Source organism: Schaedlerella sp. (assembly GCF_056796775.1).
Window position 1 is genome coordinate 1 of sequence record NZ_JBQIKP010000086.1, and the last position, 9048, is coordinate 9048.

At 53.1% G+C, this 9048-nt stretch carries 5 protein-coding genes; 1 reads left to right on the forward strand and 4 read right to left on the reverse strand.

All coding sequences use genetic code 11. The annotated features are described in order from the left end of the window. Positions 1–202: 202 nt before the first annotated feature. From ACTOY7_RS21090 to ACTOY7_RS21105, 4 genes are all read right to left on the reverse strand, one after another. On the reverse strand, positions 203–2368 hold the full coding sequence (locus ACTOY7_RS21090; protein ID WP_482671851.1) for a glycoside hydrolase family 3 N-terminal domain-containing protein: 2166 nt from the start codon (positions 2366–2368) through the stop codon (positions 203–205). A 94-nt stretch (positions 2369–2462) separates the two neighbouring features. After that, positions 2463–4847, reverse strand: a complete 2385-nt coding sequence (locus ACTOY7_RS21095) for a glycoside hydrolase family 2 TIM barrel-domain containing protein (protein WP_482671852.1) — start codon at positions 4845–4847, stop codon at positions 2463–2465. 214 nt (positions 4848–5061) lie between these two features. After that, positions 5062–5988, reverse strand: coding sequence for a diguanylate cyclase (locus ACTOY7_RS21100; protein ID WP_160284149.1), 927 nt, complete (start codon positions 5986–5988; stop codon positions 5062–5064). Positions 5989–6068: 80 nt separating this feature from the next. After that, on the reverse strand, positions 6069–7004 hold the full coding sequence (locus ACTOY7_RS21105) for a hypothetical protein (RefSeq protein WP_482671853.1): 936 nt from the start codon (positions 7002–7004) through the stop codon (positions 6069–6071). A 643-nt stretch (positions 7005–7647) separates the two neighbouring features. Here ACTOY7_RS21105 and ACTOY7_RS21110 point away from each other — a divergent pair. Continuing rightward, on the forward strand, positions 7648–8916 hold the full coding sequence (locus tag ACTOY7_RS21110) for a diaminopimelate decarboxylase (RefSeq protein ID WP_160284151.1): 1269 nt from the start codon (positions 7648–7650) through the stop codon (positions 8914–8916). Positions 8917–9048: the final 132 nt, after the last annotated feature.

The following is a 9048-nucleotide window of genomic DNA, read 5'->3' on the forward strand; positions in this document are numbered from 1 at the left end:
CTGCTGTCCACCCAAGACTCGCTTGGTGCGGTATAGCTTGTACCTTACACCGTAGGACTTTCACCCACCGAATTCCAAGCCCTTAGCTGGGCGCACCCTATTAACAAAAACCCTCCGGGGGATGCGCACTGCGCGCATAAGGAAAATAGCTGCTGTTGCAGCTGCGCTCCGGCGCAAGTGTGCGTCAAGACGCACACTTTTCTTATATGCGGATTTCCCGGCTCAGTTCCGCCCGGGAGTCTCCTCCCACGTAGACCTTCAAGATGCCCTCGCAGGGAACCTCCTCCATATTCCAGTCGTAATAGCTTAATTCCGCAAACGGAATCACAAAATCCACCGTTTTTGTCTCACCTGCCCTCAGGCTGATCTTCTCAAACCCTTTGAGCTGCCGTACCGGGCGCACCCGTTTTGCGGCCACCTCCTGTACATAGCACTGTACGATCTCGTCCCCGCCCCGGCTGCCCGTATTGGTCACGGATACCGATACATGCACTGCTTCCCCTGTCTGTTCTGCCGCCAGATTGTCATAGGCAAAGGTCGTATAGGACAGGCCGTAGCCGAAGGGATAAACCGGCTCCACCGGGGCATCCAGGTATTTGGACGTAAACTTGGATTTTCCGCCCGGCCTTCCGGTGTTGATATGGGCATAATACATGGGGCACTGTCCGGATGATGCCGGGAAAGTGGTTGTCAGCTTGCCGGAGGGGTTCACATCACCGAAAAGCACGTCCAGGATGGCCGGGCCAGCCTCCACCCCCGGATGCCATGCCTCCAGAATAGCCGGTACATGCTCTGCCAGCTCCGGGATGGCTAAAGGCCTGCCGTTGAACAAAACGACTGCTACCGGCTTTCCGGTGGCCAGCAGGTCACGGACCAGCGCCAGGTCCTCTCCTCCCAGCGTAATGTCTGCCCGGCTTGCCGCCTCGCCGCTCTCTTCCTTCTGCTCTCCGATGGCCGCCACAAGGACGTCGGAGGATGCAGCGATCTTGAGCAGGTCTTTCCCGTCTTCACTGTACTGATAGGAAATGCCCCGTGCCCCGCAGGCTTCCACGATGCTGACACAATCCTCCTGCCTTGCCCCGATGGCCCAGGCTCCGGTCATCTGCCCTTTATCTGCTGCCAGCGCGCCGAAGATTCCGATTCTGGCGTCCGCTTTTAAGGGCAGTATCTTGTTTTCATTTTTGAGCAGTACCATAGATTTTACGGCTGCTTCCCTGGCAATGGCCCGTGAGCCTTCAGTCAGCATGGCGCCGCGTTCCCTCTCTTCACTGGTCTGATAAGGGTTGTCAAAAAGTCCCAGCTCGAACTTGATCCGAAGGACATCCGCTGCCGCCTCATCCAGCACACGCTCCGGCACCTCTGTGCTTTCCACCAGATTTTTCAGATATTCGGCATAGGAATTGGAGGACATGTCCATCTCCATCCCGGCCAGAATGGCCTGCTTCGCCGCATCCCGTTTATCCTCCGCCAGACCGTGAGCCACACACTCCGCAATGGCATTGGAATCGCTGATCACCAGCCCGTCAAAACCCCATTTTTCCCGTAAAATGTCTCGCAGCAGCCAGGGATTGGCCGTACAGGGCACGCCGTTGATGTCATTGAAGGCGGGCATGACCGCTCTGGCGCCGGAATCAATGCAGGCTTTGTAAGGCGGCAGGTATTCCTCCCACAGCCTCTGCATGGACATGTCCACCCGGTTATAGTCCCGCCCTGCCTCCCCTGCGCCGTAAGCCGCGAAATGCTTCACGCAGGCGGCCATGGCATCCGGTTTGGACAGGTCGTCCCCCTGAAAGCCTTTGACTTTTGCCGCGCCGTAAGCGCTGTTCAGAAGCACATCCTCCCCGGCGCCTTCACTGACTCGGCCCCAGCGGGCGTCCCTGGCCACGTCCACCATGGGAGCAAAGGTCAGATGCACGCCTGCCGCAGTGGCCTCTTCTGCCGCCACCCGGCCGGTCTTTTCCCAGAGGGCAGGTTCCCAGGCACAGCTTTCCGCCAGCGGAATGGGGGTCACCGTGCGGAAGCCGTGGATCACGTCATAGCCAAACAGAAGCGGAATCCCTAAGCGAGTCTCCTCCACCGCGATCTTCTGCAGACGGTTGGCGGTGGCAGAATCCCCGATCCCGTTGTAGGAGCCGATCTTTCCGGCACGCAGGTCTTCTTCGTGGAAGTCCTGCTCGGCGGTGCCCATCAGGCGGTCGAATTCCTCTTTGGTGACGCGGCCGTCGAACATCATGTTCAGCAGTTCGTCGAAGGAGACGTCAAAGGCGCCTACCAGGGAAGGGCCGCATTGCTGGAGCTGGCCGATCTTTTCCTCTAAGGTCATTTTGGAGAGCAGTGCGAAAATATGGGATTCATAATCTTTTTTCATTGTATTGGTTTCCTCCGGTAATTTTTATTTTTGATTCGGCAGCTTAGAAAAAATTTTTGTCTGAGCTGCGTTATTGGAGAACTTATCTTTGTCACTAAATTTCAATCTTTCCTTCTGTCAGACCTTCTCCGGAAATTTTCACTGTAATACGTTTGTGATCTTCTGCAGACGAATCTAATCTCAGCACCGCAAGCGCGTGTCCTTCCCCCGCGGTCGTATCTGAGTTTTCATAGCCGCCCCGGTGCCGGGCTCTCAGTCCTCCGAAGCCAAGCAGACGGGCCGGGCCTTCGATTTCGATATGGAGCGGTGTGGAGGCATCTGCTGTCAGCAGGCCCTGTTCGTCCACCACATCCACATTGATAAAGGCCAGTGTGTCGTAGGTTTCCGCGGATAACTCCAGGGCTGCCGGTTTTCCCGCAGTTCTTAAAGCAGCGCGGCCGATTTCTTTTCCATTTTCATAGGCAACCGCAACCAGTTCTCCTGGCTCGTATACCGTATGGAACTGTGTCTCAAATGCGGTATCTTTTCCACAGGCCTGTTTTCCAAGGGATTTTCCGTTCTGGAACAGCTCCGCTGTATCGCCTCCCGCATAGACCTGGATCATGATGGGCTTCCCTTCCTGTCCCTGGTAGGAATAGGAAAAGGTGCAGTCCGTGTAGCACCAGGGCCCGAAATTCCGCGGGATTCCATAATTCGCCGGATCTTGTACAGCGATGCAAGGCTGCTTCGTCAGCCCGAATACGATTTCCCGGTAATAAGAGACAGGACGGCGGTTTCCGATGAGGGAAATGTCTCCGGCCGGGTTCATGAGATCCGGATATACCGAAGAAACCTCGCCCAGATAATCCCATCCGGTCCAGGTGAAATCTCCGATCACCGCCGGACACCGGGTGATCGCGTCCCAGTTCTCCGCGATCTGCTTTGGATAGGTCTCGGTCCCCACCATCACTCTGTCCGCATACTTTGCCGCATCCTTCAGATAACGGGAGGTCATATAGTTATAACCCAGCACGTCCATGGTGGTTTCCAGTTTTTCCAGTATCCCGCTGATGATGGGGTGGGAAACGATGCCCGGCATATCCCTCTCCATCGCCGCCATAAAGACATTCACATCTCCGGTTCCGGTATCCGCCTCCCCATGGGTGATATCGTCCACGATCCGGGCAAGTCCGTCCCCGGCCGCAAATGCGCCGTTGATCCCGTTGGTCGTATAGCGCGTGGAATCCAGTTCATGAAATTTATCGCTGAGCATCCGGCTGGTCTCAAATCCCTTTTCCGTACAGATCTCAAAGATCTCATTTCCAGTAGAGTACATGATGACTGACGGGTGATTATAATCTGCATCCACCATATGCCGAAGATCCTGTTCCCAGCTCCGCTCAAAATCAATGGCATAGTCGTAACTCACCTTACTCTTGTTCCACACGTCCACCAGTTCGTCCATCACATACATCCCCAAACGGTCGCAGGCATTCAGGAGTGCCTGGGACGCCGGGTTATGGGCCGAGCGAATGGCATTGAAGCCCGCTTCTTTCAGCCGTTTCACCCGGCGGTACTCATAGTCCTCATAGGCGGACGCTCCCAAGATGCCCTGGTCATGGTGTACACAGGCCCCCCGCAGCTTCACGGTTTTCCCGTTGACGCGCAGGCCGCGGCGGGAATCCAGGGAAAGCTTACGGATACCAGAGGTCACTCTCGTCTCGTCCAGTACCGTTTCCCCTTCCCGGATCGTCAATGTGATCTGATACAGGTTCGGGGAGTCCTCCTCCCACAGCTTCGCCCCGTCTATGTATATATTTTTCCGGAAGTCCAGGGCCGAACGGCTGTTGATCCTGACCGGATATACCTGGTCCGCAGCCGTCTTTCCTTCTCCGACCTCCTGCACCCTGACCGAGAGATCCAATGTTTTCGCGGACAGGCCGTCATTGTGGATCCGGGCGGAGACACAGACCAGAGCCCCCTCGGAATCCGCATCGATAGTAGTGAATCTCAGGCCGTAAGGCTTTACATAAGTTTCCCCGCCATGGAACAGCCATACGTCCCGGTAGATTCCCGCGCCGCTGTACCAACGGCTGCTCCTGGTGCCGCATTTTACCGTGACCAGGATTTCATTTTCCTCGCCGTATCTCAGATAGTCCCCGGCCTCCACGGTAAAATCCGTATAGCCGTAAGCGCTGCCGCCCACTTTCGACTGGTTGACAAATACGCCGGCATTCCGGTAAATGCCTTCGAACTGCAACATCACATGTCCGCCCCGGTATTCCTCGGGTACGAAAAACCGCTTGTAGTATTTGTACTCGCCTGCGTCAATATTTCCGGTATAGCCTCCATTGGCCGTCCCCTGCTTCTGCTCCTCATGGAACATGGCGTCATGGGGCAGATCCACCCGGACCGCATCCCGGGGCACCCGGAAAACCAGTTCAAATGGATCCAGATCCTTCCATACCTTCCATCCCTTGTTCAAATTTATTTTTTTCATCTCCATCCTCCTCGTCCGTCTATACATGTTATGGTTCACACCCTTTGGGTGTTCATTAACAGCAGCCTGTTTATATACTATTCTGCACGATTCCCGCAGATTTTTCTACCTCCTATTTTTATATAAAACCGACTTTTTTTGCGGAATGAAAAAATGGCAGCACGAAAAAAAGAGCCCCTCTCTTCTCAAAAAAGGGCTCTTTGTATTCCCTATATTACTCGTCATCCGTCTGCAGCCACTGCTTCATCTCGTCGCCGCACCACACGACCTGATTTCTTCCAAATCGCTTTGCGTCGTACAGCATGGTATCCGCAATATTCAGATATGTAGGGTACTGCTCACTGTCCACAGGAAAGACAGTGACCCCGCCGATACTGACGGTCACCCGTTTTCCGGCAGACGGCGCGTGGGGGATCTGAAGGTCTTCGATCCCTCTGCGGATCTGCTTCATATATTCATAATTAATCCTGGCATCCCCGCCCACGATGATCGCCACAAACTCTTCTCCTCCATAGCGCGCCACAAAATCCGTCGTACGCCGCAGATAGGTAGAAAGTGTGTTTGCCACCGCAATGATGACCTTGTCTCCCGCGGGATGTCCGAATGTATCATTGTAGGCCTTAAAGCGGTCGATATCAAACATACAGACGGTAAATGGAATCTTGAGCCGGACAGCCTCCTTCCATTTTGCTACGCTGTAAAGGTCATGCCGCCGTCTGTTGGCAATCCCGGTCAGCTGGTCAGTCATGGACTGATGCTCCACCTGCTTCCGATACTTGTACAGCTTGATATGTGTATTGACCCTGGCCTGCACGATCACCGGGTGAAATGGCTTGGCAATATAATCCACTGCGCCCAGTGTAAATCCGCGCTGCTCATTCTGAATGTCGGAAAGACTTGTGATCAGGATTACTGGAATGCTCCGGGTTATGATCTCCTCCTGCAGCCTTTTCAGCAGCATAAACCCGTCCATCCCGGGCATCACGACATCCAGCAGGATCAGAGAAAAATCCTGGGAGCTTGCATAGCTGAGCCCATCCTCTGCTGTCTGCGCGATGGTAATATCATAATCTTCCTCTAAAATCGATTTTAACCGTGCTGCCTGGATGGCACTGTCGTCAACGATCAATATTTTATCCATATCTATTTCCTCCTCTTATGAGTTTACAAAAACAGAGTGGATTTTGCAACCACTTTTTACCCAAATCCTTCCAAAATGTCCTATAAAATGTGTTGCTTGATCTCAGACGTGTCATTTTTCAATAAGTATATGATCTTTTCTGCTTCCGATTCCAGCTCCGGAGGGAGGCATCCGTATTCTCCCGCAATCCGATCCTGCAGCTTCTCCTTCCAGCCCATACCTCCGAGCGCGTCCATCCGTATATTTTCCTCTGCCAGAAATTGTTCAAGCTTCCTCGCCTTCTCCCGTTCTCTGCTGTCGATCGGCCACCGCCCCAGCTGTATCTTTATCTTCTGCCCATTGAGGTAGTACACCTCCAGCCGGACCCGATGGAACCCATGGCGCTTGAAACCGTATCCATATTCCAGATGAGCCATAACAGCCAGTTTTTTGGAAATAACAGTTCCTTCCGCCACAAGCCAGTTGGCGCTTCTGTAGATTGGATGGGATCTGTCCAGATCTTCATCGGAAAACCGGACCTGCTGAAAATGCTCCCTTGTCATCAGGCTGTCCATTTCCTCTTTGGACAGGATCCGGTTCAGACCCGGCATGGAATGATACGGGCACAGGATATACCGGAGCATCGGTACCAATGTAACAACAGTCATCAGACAAAAGAAAAGTGAAAAACCGATATCCTTTGCATCCCCTGCGATCCCCCCTCCTGCCAGAATATAGACCTGAAATGCCATGGCGCTAAACACTGCGAAAAACAGCCACACCAAAAGCAGGATCCGCTTTTTCAGAGGATAAAACCGGATCCACTCGATCTGTTCCATCCGGGTCCCGCACCTCCTGCCAGGGCGTGTCGTCCCTGGTTCCGGATCGGCAAGCGCCCTCCTGGCGATCTTTCTGCTGAGCCATTCGGGGAGCCCTATGCAGATCACAAGGATCACCGTGATCACGGCGAACATGCACAGCAGGATGAAGCCGGCTCTCAGAGCCGCTTTCAAATATAACGCTTTATAATCAATCAAAAAATACACCTTCTTTAACCGAGCAGAAGAGATTTTCTCTCCCCTCTCACAGAACTTAGTATATTGTACAATATGAAAAAAGTCAATGCCGGGCCAGAAAGCATGGCGTGTTACAGGTCACACCTTGACCAGGCGTGCCCTGTAACTCAGGCCGTCATTTTAAATTGTCTGCGGCAATGGACGGCCTGAATCCCAGCTTTTATGTGCATCCTCCTGACCAATCAGCGTAGTGATTGGTCGGTGTGTGACATGTAACCATGGCGTTACAGTTCACGGCCCGTTACAGTTCACACGGTGTCGTGCACTTGCAGCACGGCATCCGGCCAATTCAGTGATGGGGCGGGCATCCACCCCCTCGCCGAGAGGCGACTTTTCAATGGGCTGGATGCCGTTACTGTGAGCACCCGGTCAGGGTGTGAACAGTAACCACGGCCCAACCGGCCGCGAACTGTAACACACTGCGGCAGATTTATCCGGCGCTCAGCATAACTTTTAGGTTGACAATTCTCAAGTTAACGATTATAGTGTTTCTGTAAATAATCCTTTAGCAAGATAAACTGGAAAAGTGTAAATACGATTACTGTGAGCATCCGGTCAGGTTGTGAGCCGTAACTGCATACAAAACAATGAGGAGAGAGCAGATATGAATAAGATTCCATTTGTAACAAAGGAACAGTTAGATGAGATCACGAAGACCTATCCGACCCCATTTCATTTATACGATGAAAAAGGAATCCGTGAAAATGTAAAGGCGCTGAAAGAAGCATTTTCCTGGAATCCCGGATATAAAGAGTATTTTGCGGTGAAAGCCACGCCGAACCCGTTTTTGATCCAGATCCTGCAGGAATATGGCTGCGGCTGCGACTGTTCCTCCTACACGGAGCTGATGCTGTCCGACGCCATCGGCGCAAGAGGGGCGGACATCATGTTTTCCTCCAACGATACCCCGGCGGAGGAATTTGAACTGGCGGACCGGCTGGGAGCCATCATCAACCTGGATGACATCACCCACATTGAATTTCTGGAAAAAACCATCGGCCATATACCGGAGACCATCAGCTGCCGGTATAATCCGGGCGGGCTGTTCAAGATCAGCAATGATATCATGGACAATCCCGGAGATTCCAAATATGGAATGACCACAGAACAGATTGGGGAGGCATTCCGCATATTGAAGGAAAAGGGCGCGAAGGAATTCGGAATCCACGCATTTCTTGCCAGCAATACAGTGACCAACGACTATTATCCGATGCTGGCAAGGGTGCTGTTCGAGCAGGCAGTCCGGCTGCAGAAGGCGGTCGGCGCGCATATCAAATTCATCAACCTGTCCGGCGGGATCGGAATCCCCTATACGCCCGACCAGGAGCCAAACGATATCCGGAAGATCGGGGAAGGCGTGCGCCGGGTTTACGAAGAGGTATTGGTTCCGGCAGGCATGGGCGACGTGGAGATCTATACGGAGCTGGGCCGTTACATGATGGGCCCGTACGGCTGCCTGGTCACAAAGGCCATCCACGAGAAGCACACCCACAAGGAATACATTGGTGTGGACGCATGCGCGGTCAATCTGATGCGGCCAGCCATGTACGGGGCGTACCATCACATTACGGTAATGGGAAAGGAAAATCTGCCCTGCGACCACAAGTATGACGTGTCAGGCTCCCTCTGTGAGAATAATGATAAATTTGCCATCGACCGGATGCTTCCGGAGATCGCCCTGGGAGATTATCTGGTCATCCACGACACAGGGGCACACGGATTTGCCATGGGGTATAATTATAATGGAAAGCTGAAATCCGCTGAGCTTCTACTGAGGGAGGACGGAAGCGTGGAACTGATCCGCCGCGCGGAGACCCCTGCCGACTACTTTGCAACCTTCGACTGCTTCGAGATTGGAAAAAAACTGATATAAGGTATTGCAAAAATGATTCGGATGTGTTAAGATCCCGTTTTCGACACTTGTGAACTAAAAAAATCCGATAATCCTTATAAATACTGGGGTTATCGGATTTTTCCTTGTAAATAAATGTTGTATGTGAACCCT

Excerpts from the sequence above, each read along its gene's own strand:
- ACTOY7_RS21090 (WP_482671851.1), bottom strand. The coding sequence starts at position 2,368 with ATGAAAAAAGATTATGAATCCCATATTTTCGCACTGCTCTCCAAAATG.
- ACTOY7_RS21095 (WP_482671852.1), bottom strand. The coding sequence starts at position 4,847 with ATGAAAAAAATAAATTTGAACAAGGGATGGAAGGTATGGAAGGATCTG.
- ACTOY7_RS21100 (WP_160284149.1), bottom strand. The coding sequence starts at position 5,988 with ATGGATAAAATATTGATCGTTGACGACAGTGCCATCCAGGCAGCACGG.
- ACTOY7_RS21110 (WP_160284151.1), top strand. The coding sequence starts at position 7,648 with ATGAATAAGATTCCATTTGTAACAAAGGAACAGTTAGATGAGATCACG.